The sequence below is a fragment of the Flavobacterium piscinae genome, from assembly GCF_004122145.1.
In the GTDB taxonomy this organism is placed as follows: Bacteria; Bacteroidota; Bacteroidia; order Flavobacteriales; family Flavobacteriaceae; genus Flavobacterium; species Flavobacterium piscinae.
In genome coordinates this window covers 16,668-30,845 of record NZ_SBKQ01000012.1, presented here as the reverse complement: position 1 = coordinate 30,845, position 14,178 = coordinate 16,668, and the positions used below count along the sequence as shown (strand labels likewise).

General features: G+C 34.3%; 13 protein-coding genes. 2 read left to right on the top strand and 11 right to left on the bottom strand.

All coding sequences use genetic code 11. The features are described from left to right. Positions 1-146 precede the first annotated feature (146 nt). The 6 genes from EQG68_RS11710 to EQG68_RS11685 form a co-directional block, all read right to left on the bottom strand. Positions 147-506, bottom strand: coding sequence for a HepT-like ribonuclease domain-containing protein (locus EQG68_RS11710; RefSeq protein ID WP_129465075.1), 360 nt, complete (start codon positions 504-506; stop codon positions 147-149). Continuing rightward, positions 499-798, bottom strand: coding sequence for a nucleotidyltransferase family protein (locus EQG68_RS11705; protein WP_129465074.1), 300 nt, complete (start codon positions 796-798; stop codon positions 499-501). The genes EQG68_RS11710 and EQG68_RS11705 overlap by 8 nt, the downstream gene beginning before the upstream one ends. Positions 799-1,010: 212 nt before the next feature. Then, entirely contained in the window at positions 1,011-1,610 is a 600-nt protein-coding gene (locus EQG68_RS11700; RefSeq protein WP_394343616.1) for a CDP-alcohol phosphatidyltransferase family protein, read from the bottom strand. Between the two features lie 189 nt (positions 1,611-1,799). Then, positions 1,800-2,165 (bottom strand): hypothetical protein, encoded by a 366-nt coding sequence (locus EQG68_RS11695; protein WP_129465072.1) that lies wholly within the window; start codon positions 2,163-2,165, stop codon positions 1,800-1,802. A 488-nt stretch (positions 2,166-2,653) separates the two neighbouring features. Further along, on the bottom strand, positions 2,654-3,253 hold the full coding sequence (locus tag EQG68_RS11690) for a hypothetical protein (protein WP_129465071.1): 600 nt from the start codon (positions 3,251-3,253) through the stop codon (positions 2,654-2,656). Between the two features lie 195 nt (positions 3,254-3,448). After that, positions 3,449-5,416 (bottom strand): hypothetical protein, encoded by a 1,968-nt coding sequence (locus EQG68_RS11685; RefSeq protein ID WP_129465070.1) that lies wholly within the window; start codon positions 5,414-5,416, stop codon positions 3,449-3,451. Between the two features lie 876 nt (positions 5,417-6,292). Here EQG68_RS11685 and sucC point away from each other — a divergent pair. Further along, a complete protein-coding gene (sucC, locus tag EQG68_RS11680; protein ID WP_129465069.1) occupies positions 6,293-7,489 on the top strand; it encodes an ADP-forming succinate--CoA ligase subunit beta in 1,197 nt (398 codons plus the stop codon). Between the two features lie 72 nt (positions 7,490-7,561). Here the strand turns inward: sucC and EQG68_RS11675 are convergent, their stop codons facing one another. From EQG68_RS11675 to panB, 5 genes are all read right to left on the bottom strand, one after another. After that, the gene (locus tag EQG68_RS11675; RefSeq protein ID WP_129465068.1) at positions 7,562-8,350 is read right to left on the bottom strand and encodes a hypothetical protein; all 789 of its coding nucleotides are present in this window, start codon (positions 8,348-8,350) and stop codon (positions 7,562-7,564) included. Positions 8,351-8,363: 13 nt separating this feature from the next. Further along, on the bottom strand, positions 8,364-9,692 hold the full coding sequence (locus tag EQG68_RS11670; protein ID WP_129465067.1) for an aldehyde dehydrogenase: 1,329 nt from the start codon (positions 9,690-9,692) through the stop codon (positions 8,364-8,366). Positions 9,693-9,734: 42 nt separating this feature from the next. Then, entirely contained in the window at positions 9,735-11,081 is a 1,347-nt protein-coding gene (locus tag EQG68_RS11665) for a hypothetical protein (protein ID WP_129465066.1), read from the bottom strand. Between the two features lie 128 nt (positions 11,082-11,209). Further along, a complete protein-coding gene (locus EQG68_RS11660) occupies positions 11,210-11,911 on the bottom strand; it encodes an RluA family pseudouridine synthase (protein ID WP_129465065.1) in 702 nt (233 codons plus the stop codon). A gap of 31 nt (positions 11,912-11,942) precedes the next feature. Continuing rightward, entirely contained in the window at positions 11,943-12,761 is an 819-nt protein-coding gene (gene panB, locus EQG68_RS11655) for a 3-methyl-2-oxobutanoate hydroxymethyltransferase (protein WP_129465064.1), read from the bottom strand. 129 nt (positions 12,762-12,890) lie between these two features. Between panB and nhaD the strand changes: the two genes are divergently transcribed. Next, positions 12,891-14,177, top strand: a complete 1,287-nt coding sequence (gene nhaD, locus EQG68_RS11650) for a sodium:proton antiporter NhaD (protein WP_129465063.1) — start codon at positions 12,891-12,893, stop codon at positions 14,175-14,177. Position 14,178 lies beyond the last annotated feature (1 nt).

Here is a 14,178-nt window from a genome sequence, read left to right as displayed (position 1 = left end):
TAAAAGGGTCACAATAATGCCGTTGATTGTTTGATTTGAGTCAATTGTAATAAAAATAAACCTCGATTAAAAGTGATTAAACGATGTCGATTTTTTGTGGTTTTTTTTAAAATTATTTTTAAAGGAATTTTCTATGAAAGAATATTTCAAAAGTTCTTTTCGTTATCTTGAATTAATCTTTCAACTTCCACTTTTAATTTTGGAAGATGATTGGTGAGTATGGACCAAATATTCTCATCAGATATATTGTCGTAGGCATGAATGACTTGATTTCTTAAACCAATAATTGCTTTTGCATTACTGATTTTGTCGGAAAAGGAAAGGTCACGCGTGATTATTCTGTTTACGGCTTCACCAATTATTTCTAAGTTTCTTTCTACCGCTCTTTTAAGCATTAAATTATTTTTGTAGAGAAGAAAATTCTTTTCATCTTCTTGGAAAAAGCTATCGATTTCATCTATACAGATTTTAATATCATAAAACCATTTAAGTATCCGTTCATCCATAAATCAGCTCTTTAGATTTGTTTATTGATTGGATTAAGATGGGGTTTCTTAAGGTTTGTTCTTCAACTAAATCAATTTCTCGTCCAAATAGTTTTTCTAACTTCTCTTTGAAATTCATATAATTATCAAAATAGCCAGATAAATCAATAGATTTAAATTTTACCAGAAAATCGAGGTCACTTTTTTGGTTGAAATTAGCATTTAAAGCTGAGCCAAAAAGGTACATCTTTTCCACATTGTAAAGTGTACAAAGTCTGTTCAAAGCCTCTCTATTTTGATCCACAATTCCCATAATAACAAATTTAGGTAAAAAACATTTATGACGAATATACATAGCAAAAACCTCACCAATTCTTTAACAAATATAGTGAAATAGTAATTAGACAATTACACTATAAAAGCTCATTTTAAATTAATTAATCGTGGTGGTTTGGTGGATTATTTTAAAAAATTGTCTTTTGAAAAAGGTTGTGCACAGGTAACCGGTTTTAGCACAAGATATTTTTATCCATTTAAATAGTCATTCCGTTTAAAATCAATTCCTTTTCTTATCAAATAAGCGTGATAGGCACTGGGTATGTCATGAGTCCATTTGGGTAAAATCAGCGTAATTAAAATTCGGTCAATATGAGATAATAACCCCATAATTATTGCCAAAGCAAATGGAATTCCGGCATAATTAAATCCTATTAAGGATGTAAATGCCACCAATAAGGTAAGCCCCCATAATTTAGAAAGGAATGCGTGCGTGCAGGTTTCTTTTTTAAATTTTAGAAAACTTATTACATAACAAGCGACTTCCATTCCGAGTATTGTCCAAATTACCGCAGCATTTTCAGAAATTAATGTAGGATATAAAATCCATGTTGCAAATCCGATGGATAACCAAAAAATCATATCTGTTTGACTATCCATTCGTCTCAATTTTGCTGATGAAATGTTTTGTTTTCTTGCGATTATCCCGTCTAGAATATCAGATATTAATCCTAAATACATTAAGATGACAATAATTGTTTTTGCACTTTCTCCTATAAAGTAGGCCAACATCAATATTATTGGAGCCAGTAAAAATCTAAAAAGTATTAAGGCTAGCGGAATATTCATTTTCATTTTTTTAAGGTCAGACTTTGAAAAACCTCACCATCTCTTTAACAAATATAGTAAAATAGTAATAAGTCAATTGCTCAAAAAAACCTCGCTTAAAAGTGCTGAAACTTCGGGATAAACGAGGTGGTTTGGTGGTTTATATTGAAGATTATTTTTGGAGGGGTTGTGCAACGGTTACCACTGTTACTAAACATTTTTATTTTTTTCTTTTATTTGTCCGATTAATAAAACGACAAAACTCGAAATCCATAGTATAAATCCAATTCCAACAACGACATTAGAATTCCGTCCACCTTCGTTTTCCGGCAATTCTCGGAGTCCGATAATAAAAAGGGCACAAATAATAGTCAAAATCGATAATACGATTTTAGTTTTCAGATTAAGTTTGTAAAATATCAAATTTCCGAAATAAAGAAAATTCGCAATCCAAGGAAACGCAATATAGGGTTCTAATGCAAAAATTCCTAACCAGCCCATAACGAGTCCGAAAACACCAATTGTCCAAGAACCTAAAAACATGGGTGTAATTAATGCAACTCCATAGAGAAGCATTGAAATCTGTTTGTAAGTCAGTTTTTTCAATATTCAGGGTTTATTTTTTGAGGAAAATAAGACACGAAATTATTGTCAAAATCAAAATTCCAATTGTTCCAAACAATATTAAATTCAGCCACATTCCAACATTATGAATTCCTGATGCAAATTTGTTCAATAATGGTTCAGCAGAAAGAAATAAAGCAATTGCCAAAATGACAAAAGTTAATATATGAATTCCTATGATTTTTCTTTTTCTCAATTTTTTCTCAAATGTTGGGTAACGTTCTTACTTTAGTTTACATACCAAAAATATTCATAATTTTTCCGAAACGGAAACGGTTAGTTTATAATCTCAATAACTTAACCTTCTCCCATATTCATTTATTTAATCAAATATAATAAAAATTGGAAAAGTATTTATGCTGCGAAGTCAAACTCGTTAGCTATCGCGATTCGCAGAGCATGTGCTATCAAAGAAGACTTAGGAGAGCTTGGTAAGCCACTTAGCTATTTTTAGCTTTATATTTCATAAACTCATTATAATAGTAATTTGATTTTTCTTCGTCTCCACTTACTATATCAAAAATTAGTTTAAAAATCATTTGAGAATTACTAATTACATCTTCTTTTATGTTTTCGGGATTTTCAATCATTCCGGTTTCCATTTCAATATTAAAAATCCACCATCTTTCTAGTTTTATTCTTAATTCTACAAGTTGGTTGAGTTTTTCACCGTAATCTTTGTTTATACCATCAAATAATTTTTCTAACATTTCGTGGGCAATTACATTTCTATACTTTCTTAGTTCATCATAAACTAAAATATCTTCATCTGTTATTGCATTGTTTTCTTTAAACCAAATCAATGAAGCTTTTACTGGGTTTTTATCTTTGTCCTTTGAAAGAACATAAGTTTTATAATCGTCACTAATTAAATCACCATTTTCCAAACTCCAACCAATTGAATAAAAATCTCTGACTTGATTTACAATGTAATCTTTTGTTGTTTCAAAAAAAGCAATGTATATGGAACAACAAATAAGATTGTCCTTTAAGTTTTCAGGTTTTAAGAAAGCTATCCATTTCTCAAAATTCTCATTCATTATGCTTGAATATAATATTGTTTTAAAGTGTGAAACATTTGAGGCTCGCATTCAGTAACTGCTGCCAGCACTGTTTAAAAAAATTTACAAAATTAATATGAAAGTTAAAATTGAAAATATTTAAGTACTTTCCACGAAGACAAAAACGCAAGCCAAAGTCAAGCAATTAATGCAAACCAGGGTTAGAAACAGGATTTATAACTTTATTCTACTTCTTTTGTTATTAATATTTGAATGATTAAAATACCTGTCATAAACCAATTTAAAACCAAAAAGATTGACTATAATAGCAATTGTCCAAAGTATAAAACTTACAAATATATTCGACTTATAATCGGTGATTTTTTCAGTTACAACTTTTAAATTCCAATTATTATCATATAATAAATATAAAAAAATAAGAGATAAAGTAACATAAATTAATAGCAGAAAATAAATACTGTTTTTTTGCCAAGTTTTTAATTTTTCTTCTATTAATTTTTCAGTCAGATCATCATTTTTTGTTTGCAAATCCTCAATAGCTTTAGAACTGTTTAATTCGTTATTTTCAATTTGCTTTGTTTTCTTTTGAAATTCATTTGATTTCTCTGAAAACTCTTTTAGTATATGTTCTAGTTTTTTAATTCTAATTTCTTCAAGTTTTTTTTGCTTACTTGCTTCTTCTTCTAAACGTTTAACGAATTCCTCTTTTTTTGTATTTGCAAGATTATTTAAATTATCAATATCATCAAGTTGCTTATTAGTAATTCTAGTTGCAATTCTAACTATATCTGTATCGCTAAGTGATTCACTTGCATATTTATGAATATTGTCATCAAGTTCTCTTAAAATTTTTGCTTTAGGTAAGTCTTTGTTTAATGTTATTGCTATAGAACTCGTTAAACTTATATCAGCTAAGTCATTCGCATCAATATTTATTTTTGCTCGAGGATTACTTAACCATAAGATATTTAAAAGGTTATCAGCATTTATAGTTTCTGGTTGAAATTCAGATTTTATAGAGAAGCCATTATTTTCTCTTGACGTAACATTATTTACAAACCAACAATTTACCTTATCAAATTCTTTAATTTTTTTTCCTCTAACTTTTTTTACATAATTTATTGCAGTAGCATCGTGTAATGCAGAAATATCACTATTTCTGTATTCTTTTAATATTTTATACTCTTCACTAAATTTTGCTTCTTTTTTTATTTTCTCATCATTAATGATTGAAATGCCTAATTTTGAAATTTCATTCTCTAAATTATCTGAGATTCTTTCAATATCATTTTTATTATAACCTTTTCTATCGCACGCATTGTAAATATCTTCAGGGTAAACCTTTCTTTGTAAAAATGATTTGTCAAAATGTTTGGCTTTTTGCTCAAGTAAATTTTTTGTTTCCTCAATAGTGTCTTTTAAAATTCTAATCTTAAATTTTTGATTTTTTGCAATTTGTAACAACGTGTTACAAGTATGTGTTGATTCAGGAGTATTCAAATCTAAAAGTCCAACTATGAAATTTGTATCAAAAATTAATTCAACTTCTAGTTTTGTTTCGCTAGGATTATATTGAATATATCCTGAAATGATTGAACCAATGTATATATCTTTTATTTGTTTATAAATTTCAGGAATATTTCTAAAGAATTTTACAAATTGTGCTTCAGCAGTAAAATCTTTATCAATTTGAACAACACTATTTGAAAGATAACTCGAAAGAGAATATTTATTTTTTTCAATAAATTGGAAAATTGAGTTTTTCTCTTCTATTTTAAAGTCTGAAGTTTCACAAAATTTTTGAAATAAAAGCTCAATTTCATTAACAATAGTTTCTTTTTCTATTATATCATTTTCATAATCTAAGAAAATATATTCTGAAATACTAAAGGAATAATCATTATATAATACAAATACTGTCTTTTCTTTACTATTGAGATCTTTAGCAATTTGATTTAAAATAGTCTTTAGAACCGGAATTGGAATATCAATTTTATATTCATTATCAAATTCGCTTTTTATTTCTGAAATACTTTTTCCACTAAAAATTCCTTTAGAATTCATTTTTGAAATAATTCTTTGAACTAAAGGTTTGAATATGTCTAATGGACCTTTTATTAATGTTCCTTTATTTCGGATATGTGATAAAAGACTATAAGTAATTGCTCTTTCCTTATTCATTTTTAGTTTTTGTGAGTTAATCTTGTTGCTAACTATTAAACATATTCATCTAACTTTTTTCCAAAAAACACCCCATTCCTTAAAAAAGAAATCATTCTCCCGATAAAAAAGTGTGGTATTTGTATAATGGAAATCCAAAAATAGAAAAAGAATGGTAAACTACCTACAAAAAAGCGATAATTTTTTATGTAAAATCGTAAAGAGGTTGTTCTAAAAAAGAAGCCCTAAAAGGCAAAAAGTCACTTTAAAAATTCTTACAAACACAACATCGTTTATAGCCCTATTTTGGGAGGTTTTGGGGGTTTTGTTCGGGATTTGTTCGATAGAGCTTCTGTAGTTGTTCGGAAAACGCCCCCTTTTTCCGAACACGGTTCGAACAAATCTGGAATCAATCCCGAAGGAAACCCCTTTTTTGGGGAGGAATTTGTAGGAAGAAAAGGTGCTGAGGTTTTGAGGTTCAGAGGTGCTGAGGTTCTGAGGTACTAAGGCACTAAGGTTTGTTTGTGCTAAGGAAGAGAACCATTTTCAAAAGAAGAAAACGATAGCACACACGAATCCTCCCGAGACTTCGGGATTATCCGCTTTCGCTAAGCGAATCAAAAAAATCCGTGCAAATTTTTTCCATCCGTCCCGAGACTTCGGGAATCCGTGTTCCATTCAAACCAAGTTGGATATTGACTACTGCTTCTAGAACGAAGAAAGCAAATTGACTAATTGACACATTGTCGAATTGCCACATTGTCGAATTGCCACATTGCCACATTGTCAAACTCCCACATATACCAAATTGACAATTTATTCCAAAAAAATAATCGCTTTTCAGATTTTGTTTGCTATTTTTGTGGCACTTTTTTAACAGACAAACGTTATACTACTATGAACATACACGAATACCAAGGAAAAGAAATTTTAGCCAGTTATGGCGTTAGAATTCAACGCGGCATTGTGGCCAACAGCCCGGTAGAAGCGGTAGCAGCAGCCAAACAATTAACCGCAGAAACCGGAACAGGATGGCACGTGATTAAAGCACAAATTCATGCCGGTGGAAGAGGAAAAGGCGGCGGAGTGAAATTGGCTAAAAACCTGCAACAAGTGGAAGAAATTGCAGAGCAAATCATTGGTATGCAATTGATAACGCCGCAAACGTCGGCAGAAGGGAAAAAAGTACACAAAGTTTTGATTGCCGAGGATGTGTATTATCCGGGTGAAAGTGAAACGTCGGAGTTTTATATGTCGGTTTTGTTGAATCGTGCCACAGGAAGAAACATGATCATGTATTCTACCGAAGGTGGAATGGACATTGAAGAAGTAGCAGAACACACGCCACATTTAATCTTCACCGAAGAAATTGACCCGGCTGTAGGTTTACAAGCGTTTCAAGCCAGAAGAATTGCGTTTAACCTTGGACTTTCGGGTAATGCATTCAAAGAAATGGTGAAATTTGTGGATAGTTTATATAAAGCTTATATAGGTTCTGATGCGTCGATGTTTGAAATCAATCCGGTTTTAAAAACGTCAGACAATAAAATCATGGCGGTAGATGCAAAAGTAAACATTGATGATAACGCATTGTACAGACAAACCAAAATTGCGGATATGCGTGATATTCGTGAAGAAAATCCGATTGAAGTAGAAGCGAAAGAAGTAGGGTTAAACTACGTTGACCTTGACGGAACTGTAGGTTGTATGGTAAACGGTGCCGGATTAGCAATGGCTACGATGGATTTGATTAAGTATGCCGGTTTTGAGCCTGCTAACTTCTTAGACGTGGGAGGAACAGCGGATGCAAAACGAGTAGAAACGGCTTTCCGTATCATCTTAAAAGACCCGAATGTAAAAGCAATCTTAATCAACATCTTTGGTGGAATCGTACGTTGCGACCGTGTGGCTCAAGGAGTTGTGGATGCCTACAAAAACATGGGTGATGCGATTAAAGTGCCCATCATCGTTCGTTTACAAGGAACCAACGCTGAGATTGCAAAAGAATTGATTGATAATTCAGGGATGCCGATTTTATCTGCGGTACAGTTCCAAGAAGCAGCGGATCAAGTGAAAGCGGCGTTGTCGAAGTAAGAAGAAACGATTTTAGATTATATAAAAAAACCTGAGTGAATGCTCAGGTTTTTATTTTAGATGATATTGTATTTATTCCTCCACTCGTCCAATCTCCTCAATCTCACTGGCCACCTCAATAGGCAAAATGGTGTTATAGGTAGTATAAAGAAAAGAATACCAAAATGGAAAGGTAAACAAAATACCGATGCATAAGCCAATTAAGCCTAAACAGACAAATATAATACTGACAATGGCTAATCCTAGTAAAATCAACCATTGTTTGCTTACCAATTTGATGCTGATAACAAGGGAATCTATCGCTTTTTGCTCTCCATATATAATCAAGGGAACTGCCAACATACTAAAAAAAGCAACCACATAGGTGATAAAAGAACCAAGAATTGGAAAGGCCAAAAGTTCAGCTCCAATAGTAAAAGCAAAATTAATAGTAGCTAATACTGAAGCAAGTATAAACAACTCTTTGAAATAGGAAGTTTTATAATAATCAAAAATAACACCAACAGAAAACGGTTTGTTGGTTTGAGCCAAATGTGCCATTTTGAAAAATCCTGCACCGATAGGAGCTGTTAATCCTGCAAAAGCGACCATCACCAGAAAATAAATCAGAATACCGACTACGGAAAAATCCATCGGATTAAACTCAGTCATTGTGCCCATTATGTCGGCTGCTCCAAAAGCCACCATAGCAATTGATCCAAAAAGGGCAAAGGCAGCAAGCATAATTAATAAAAACGCTAAACCACCGGTGAGAGCAATTTTTTTATAATTGTCAAATGCTTTTTCGATAGTCGTTCCAAAGTCAAGGTAGTATCCTTTTTCTGTAGCTTGATTGATGCGTTGGGTAAAATTGTTTTTCATAAGTATAGTTAGTTTAAAGCCAAGATAATAATTTTTTGATGTATTTCAATTTATTTTTATACGGTGCGTAGCGAACCGGAACATCGCCCCAGGTTGGTTTTTTGACGATGGCTTTTTTATGGGAAAAGGAATCAAAGCCGAATTTTCCGTGGTAAGCACCCAATCCGCTGTGGCCCACGCCACCAAATGGCATTCGTTTGTTTGAAAAATGAATTACACAATCGTTCACGCATCCGCCACCAAACGAATAGTGAGTAATCATCTTTTCGGCAAAATCTTTATTTTCGGTAAAAACATACAACGACAAAGGCTTTTCATATTTTGAAATGATTCGTTCTACATCTTTTTCATCATGATAGGAAAGAATGGGTAAAATCGGACCAAAGATTTCGTCTTTCATCACTTCGCTGTGTAAATCGGGTTCATCCAATAGGGTAGGACTGATGTAGCGACTTTCTTCGTTTGAAATGCCACCAAAAATAACTTTTTCCGGTTCAATCATCGCTTGTAAGCGTTGCCAGTTTTTGGTGTTGATGATACGGGCAAAATCGGGTGATTCTTCGGGATTTTCGCCGTAAGCCCGCGTAATTTCCTGTTTGAGTAATTCCACAAAATTGTATTTTTCCTTGGCTTGTACTAAAATATAATCCGGTGCAATGCAGGTTTGTCCGGCATTGATGAATTTTCCCCACACAATGCGTTTGACCGCAATTTCTAAATCGGCTCCTTCATCAATGATACACGGATTTTTTCCGCCTAATTCCAAGGTAACCGGCGTTAAATTTTTTGCAGCCGCTTGTGCCACAATTTTACCCACCGGAACACTACCGGTAAAAAAGATATAATCCCATCGTTTTTCGAGTAAGGATTGAGTGAATTCGGCTCCGCCATGCACGACAACGGCTTCTTTGACATCAAAGACTTCTTCTACAATTTTTGTAACAATTTGCGAGGTGTTAAACGTTAATTCCGAAGGCTTTAAAACAACCGTGTTTCCCGCAGCAATGGCAGCAATAAGCGGACACATCGCCAGTTGAAACGGATAATTCCACGGCGAAATAATCAACACCCGACCATACGGTTCCGAATAAATAAATTCAGAAGACGGTAAGTTTAAAACCGAGGACCAAACCCGTTTGGGTTTAGCCCACCGATTGATATTGGAAATAGTATGCTTTAAATCGGAAATCACATATTGGGTTTCCGTAAGGTAAGCTTCAAAAGCAGGTTTCTTGAAATCGTTGTATAAAGCTTCACTAATTGCCTTCTCGTTTTTTTGGATGGTAACGAGTAGCTTTTTCAGCAACGCTTTTCGTTTGGCTACAGTACTAATTGAACTCATTTCAAATGGGTTTGAGAATGCTTTCAAATATAGTAGAAAAAATTAACTTTTACCCAATCCCAAACGATAACCGATATAAAAATCCGCTTGCTTACTGTCGTTAATCAATGCAGTGAAGGCAGAACCGGAACCAATGAAGAAACCATAGGCTCTAAAACCGATTCCGGCATTGAATCCGGCAATTTCAGTTTGGGATAGCGGAGCAAACACTTCGAAGTTTTTAAGTGAAAAACGCGGCGTTAATGTAAGAACATTTTGTGCCGTAATTTGGTCATTGTTGGCATCATCGGTTAATTTTTGTTGCAAAAATACCGAAATATATAAAGTTGGAATTACTTGTAAATCAGCATAAGCATTCAAAACCGTTGGTAATTTCACTTTAAAATCTTTTGTTGAAGAGGTTGAGGTTAGAAAACCACTATCGACCAAAATTTGTTCGACTTCCTGCAAGCTGTCTACATTTTCAAACTGCGATAAATCCAAACTTTCGGTGCCTTGAATTGATAAATCATAATTGGTTGTGGAATTGTTTTCGTCTTTAAAAGTCATGGAACCAATATTTCTAACAGAAATTCCGGAATTGAATTTATACCCGTCTTTTTCATCTTTAATGGTAAAGGTTCCACCAAAATCAATAGCAAAGCCATTCAATCCGCCAAACACAGAATCTGCATAACTGTCAAAATCAGAAAAACTACTGCCTAAGTTGCCGGAATAAGCCACGTTAACAGAAGCATTGGCATTGGTTAGGAAAGCATTTCCACCAATGTAATTCACCGTTCCTTCAAACTGATCGGCACCGAAATTGGCATACGAACCCGGGAATAACAGTTTAAAAGTAGCCCCGCCATTTAGTTTATATTTGTCGGTTTCCCATAAACTGCGTGCTGCAGATAAACCAATTTCACCATAAGTGGTTCCTAATAAACGTTGGTTGTAATTTCCGTTTAAGGTGGTGAAGTTTACTAAAGAATTCAGACCGTTATTAGCAATGGCATCACCAATATTGGCGTCAACGTCCACCAAGTTTAATTTTCCATAGGCTTTGGATGAAATGGCAAATCCCCATTTTTTATGGCGAAATGCAAAACCGGGTCCGGCTACTTCCACATCAAACCGCAAATTAACCGGTTCATTTCCTTTAAAAATTAAATCTTCGATATTTTCATCACTATTCAAATCGCTAAAACCAATTTTGTTATTCGAAACATTGATGCTGGTGGCAAAAAGGTTTATTTCCATTTTTGAACTCAGATTGGCTAATTCTGCCGGATTAAAATTGGCGTTCAGAATGCCAATTCGTTTGGATGTTCCAATGCCGGAAAAGTGTTCTTGGGCAAATGAATACACACTAAGCAGAAAAAAAGCAGAAATAAATAATTTTTTCATGTTGATTTTTTTAGTTGATTTCAAAGATGATATTTTTTCAAGTAATAATCACTACCTATAATTAGGTATTTTTATTCAGAATAGAAACAATTGAAAAAGGAATTTCCCTACTGTATAAACGAAAAAAATTAGGATTTAGTTTCAATTGATTTCCAAATGACATCGTGAGGAACGGGAGCGATGATTGTAATTTGTTCTTTTGAAACCGGATGAATAAAGGATAATTTGCGAGCGTGAAGGTGAATGCCACCATCCGGATTGCTTCTGTCAAAACCATATTTCAAATCGCCTTTGATGGAACAACCAATGGCTTGCAGTTGAGCCCGAATCTGATGATGTCTTCCGGTGTGTAGTTCGATTTCTAACGCAAAATAATGATCTAATTTAGCGATAATTTTGTACTCTAAACTTGCTTTTTTACTATTGGGAACTTCTTTGATATGAGCTTTGGACGTATTGTTTTGCTGGTTTCTTTTGATGTAATGAACGAGTGTGTCTGCTTCTTTTGGTGGTTTATTTTTCACCACAGCCCAATAGGTTTTTTGTGTTTCCCTTGAACTGAATAAGTCGTTCATTCGGGTCAAGGCTTTACTGGTTTTGGCAAACACTACAATGCCGGTTGTGGGTCGGTCCAACCGATGAACTACGCCTAAAAAAACCTCACCGGGTTTGTTGTATTTTTCTTTGAGGTATTCTTTGACGATGTCGGGTAGGGGTTTGTCGCCCGAATTGTCTCCTTGAGCAATATCGCCCACCCGTTTATTCACTACAATGAGATGATTATCTTCATGAAGAATTTGTAAATTATCTTTTGTCGTTACTATTTTCATTCGCCCATTAACTCATTGCCACATTGCCCCATTAATACTGTTCATTCGCATTTGGAAAATCCAAGGCTTTTACATCGGTTACATATTGCCCGATGGCTTTGGTCATGTCTTCGTATAAAGTCATATACCGTCTCAAAAATCGCGGACTAAATTCATGCGTCATGCCAATCATATCGTGCAACACCAGTACTTGACCGTCCACACCGCTTCCGGCACCGATTCCAATTACCGGAATCGAAATACTTTCGGCTACTTTTTGAGCTAATTTGGCAGGGATTTTTTCTAAGACTAAGGCAAAACAACCGATACGTTCTAATAACTTGGCATCTTCCACTAGTTTTTCGGCTTCGGCTTCTTCTTTCGCACGTACGGTATACGTTCCAAATTTATAAATGGATTGAGGAGTTAAACCCAAATGCCCCATGACCGGAATGCCGGCATTCAATATTTTTTTGATGGATTCTTTGATTTCGCTTCCCCCTTCTAATTTTACGGCATGTCCGCCACTTTCTTTCATAATCCGAATAGCAGAACGCAAGGCTTCCTTGGGGTCAGATTGATAAGTCCCGAAAGGTAAATCTACAACGACCAGAGCACGTTCGCACGCACGTACCACACTACTGGCATGATAAATCATTTGGTCCAACGTGATGGGTAAAGTTGTTTCGTGACCTGCCATTACGTTACTGGCAGAGTCACCCACTAAAATTACGTCAACACCCGCGGCATCCACTATTTTAGCCATCGTATAATCGTAGGCCGTGAGCATGGAAATTTTCTCTCCATTGGCTTTCATATCAAAAAGTGACTTGGTCGTAATGCGTTTGTAATCTTTTTTTGCTGTTGACATTTTTTTAATTTTAAGGGAACGAATTACAAATGTAAGGAATGTTTATTTGTGACTTAAAATATTTTGGATAAAGATGATTTTGGTTTCAAAAACTTACTACTTTAGCTGATGATTTCTTAATGAAAAAAAATGATATCAATCCTTCTGTTTATTGCTGTTTTGGGCTATCTTTCAATTATTTTTGAATCGCCAATTCGAATTAATAAAACCATAACGTCTATTTTAACCGGTTCTTTATGTTGGATTATTTATGCCATTTTTTATCCGGGTAATCAACACGAAGTGGCTGAAAAATTACTTCTTTATTTTGGCGAAATCGCCGGATTGTTGATTTTTCTTTTGGGAGCCATGACCATTGTAGAATTAATTGATATTCATAAAGGTTTTTCTATCATCACAAATCGTATCCGAACAAAATCTGTTTTAAAACTACTTTGGATTGTTGGAGGAATTACTTTCTTTATGTCTGCTTTGTTAGACAATTTAGCTACAGCAATCATAATGATTACGTTACTAAAAAAGTTGATGCCCAAGAGTGAAACCCGAATGACTTTGGCCGGAATAGTTGTAATCGCCGCCAATGCCGGTGGAGCTTTTAGTCCGATTGGTGACATTACAACAACATTACTTTGGATAGGAGGTCAAGTCAGTGCAATTGGTATAGTCAAAGTACTATTATTACCCTCAATCATGTGTATTTTAATTCCTTTAATTATTGCCAGTTATCGAATGAATGGATTTACGATGCTTCGTGTGCAACTTTCCATGGCGGAAGTTATTAAAGAGGAAAAAATGCGAGGAAGTTTGAGTGTGTTTTTGGCAGGAGTTTTTGGGTTAGTCATGGTTCCGGTAATAAAATCCATCACCGGGTTACCCCCGTTTATAGGTGTTTTAATGGCTTTGGCATTTGTTGCCTTAGTTTCCATAATCTACCACCGCAATAAACCGCAAGAAGTAAAGGAAAAATATTCGGTTGCTTATGCGTTGTCTAAAGTGGATGTGAGTTCCATCTTATATTTTATGGGGATTTTGCTCTTGGTTTATGCCTTGCAGGAAGTCCAAATTTTGAGTCAATTGTCTCTTTTTCTTCAAAAGAATTTACCAAACAATAATGTGATGGTGGTTGCCATAGGCGTTTTATCTTCGATCGTGGATAACGGAAGTTTAGTGGCGGCCACGCAAGGGATGTTTTCAATTACGGATTACCCTATGGATGATTCACTTTGGGAATTCATTGCCCTTTGTGCCGGAACCGGAGGGAGTATGCTGATTATTGGTTCCGCTGCCGGAATTGCCATCATGGAAAAAGAAAAGATGACATTTTTGTGGTATTTAAAGAAAATCACACCTTTGGCTATTGCCGGATATGCTTCGGGAATTGTAACGTATTTGATTTTAAACCTACTCATGCATTAAA

What these genes read in the sequence shown, in the direction of transcription:
- EQG68_RS11675 (WP_129465068.1), bottom strand. Translation starts at nt 8,350, where the DNA reads ATGAAAAACAATTTTACCCAACGCATCAATCAAGCTACAGAAAAAGGA.
- EQG68_RS11670 (WP_129465067.1), bottom strand. Translation starts at nt 9,692, where the DNA reads ATGAGTTCAATTAGTACTGTAGCCAAACGAAAAGCGTTGCTGAAAAAG.
- EQG68_RS11700 (WP_394343616.1), bottom strand. Translation starts at nt 1,610, where the DNA reads ATGAATATTCCGCTAGCCTTAATACTTTTTAGATTTTTACTGGCTCCA.
- EQG68_RS11695 (WP_129465072.1), bottom strand. Translation starts at nt 2,165, where the DNA reads ATGCTTCTCTATGGAGTTGCATTAATTACACCCATGTTTTTAGGTTCT.
- panB (WP_129465064.1), bottom strand. Translation starts at nt 12,761, where the DNA reads ATGTCAACAGCAAAAAAAGATTACAAACGCATTACGACCAAGTCACTT.
- EQG68_RS11665 (WP_129465066.1), bottom strand. Translation starts at nt 11,081, where the DNA reads ATGAAAAAATTATTTATTTCTGCTTTTTTTCTGCTTAGTGTGTATTCA.
- EQG68_RS11690 (WP_129465071.1), bottom strand. Translation starts at nt 3,253, where the DNA reads ATGAATGAGAATTTTGAGAAATGGATAGCTTTCTTAAAACCTGAAAAC.
- EQG68_RS11660 (WP_129465065.1), bottom strand. Translation starts at nt 11,911, where the DNA reads ATGAAAATAGTAACGACAAAAGATAATTTACAAATTCTTCATGAAGAT.
- sucC (WP_129465069.1), top strand. Translation starts at nt 6,293, where the DNA reads ATGAACATACACGAATACCAAGGAAAAGAAATTTTAGCCAGTTATGGC.
- EQG68_RS11705 (WP_129465074.1), bottom strand. Translation starts at nt 798, where the DNA reads ATGGGAATTGTGGATCAAAATAGAGAGGCTTTGAACAGACTTTGTACA.
- nhaD (WP_129465063.1), top strand. Translation starts at nt 12,891, where the DNA reads ATGATATCAATCCTTCTGTTTATTGCTGTTTTGGGCTATCTTTCAATT.
- EQG68_RS11710 (WP_129465075.1), bottom strand. Translation starts at nt 506, where the DNA reads ATGGATGAACGGATACTTAAATGGTTTTATGATATTAAAATCTGTATA.
- EQG68_RS11685 (WP_129465070.1), bottom strand. Translation starts at nt 5,416, where the DNA reads ATGAATAAGGAAAGAGCAATTACTTATAGTCTTTTATCACATATCCGA.